The following is a 511-nucleotide window of genomic DNA, read 5'->3' as shown; positions in this document are numbered from 1 at the left end:
AGCTCATTTGCATCCGCTACAGCATCTTTAGCAACACGGATGGGATAGCCTGTACGAGAAGATACGTCTTTTTCCAATTGTTGAATGGCTTTTTTACGATCTTCATCCAACTCATGTTCTCGTTCTATTTCTACTAAACGCTTAAAGGAGAAACGGAACATGAAGCTATAGTCAAACATACATTGGTTCACTTCTTGTTTCATCTGTTCTGTCATGTTGATCAGTACACCAAAAATGGTTGTCTTTCTATCTTTTTTCTTGCTTGTAGACATGTCCGTTTCACCTCTCTTCTACGAAGAACGAATGTTCTCTTATAAGGTATATATTAACAAAAAAACAAGTTAGTTCAACAGAGAACTTAACTTGTTTTGAATGTATTTTTAGATGTAGGATTCAGTCATTTTAAATAACTTTTGGTAATTTTTTAGCAACTGTTGCAACCTCCTACGAACAAATGGAAGAACTGGCTGAGTATTTTCTTAAAGAGCTTGGAAAAATTGATGTATTAATC

Annotated in this window: 1 protein-coding gene; it reads right to left on the bottom strand. The window is 34.6% G+C overall.

The window, feature by feature from the left end; translation table 11 throughout:
• Window positions 1–272 (bottom strand): hypothetical protein (locus tag AAHB12_RS31275; protein WP_342048948.1); only part of this gene is annotated, 272 nt, incomplete at its 3' end.
• Window positions 273–511: the final 239 nt, after the last annotated feature.

The sequence above is a fragment of the Bacillus sp. OTU530 genome (genome assembly GCF_038440375.1).
This window is presented reverse-complemented; position numbering and strand designations above follow the sequence as displayed.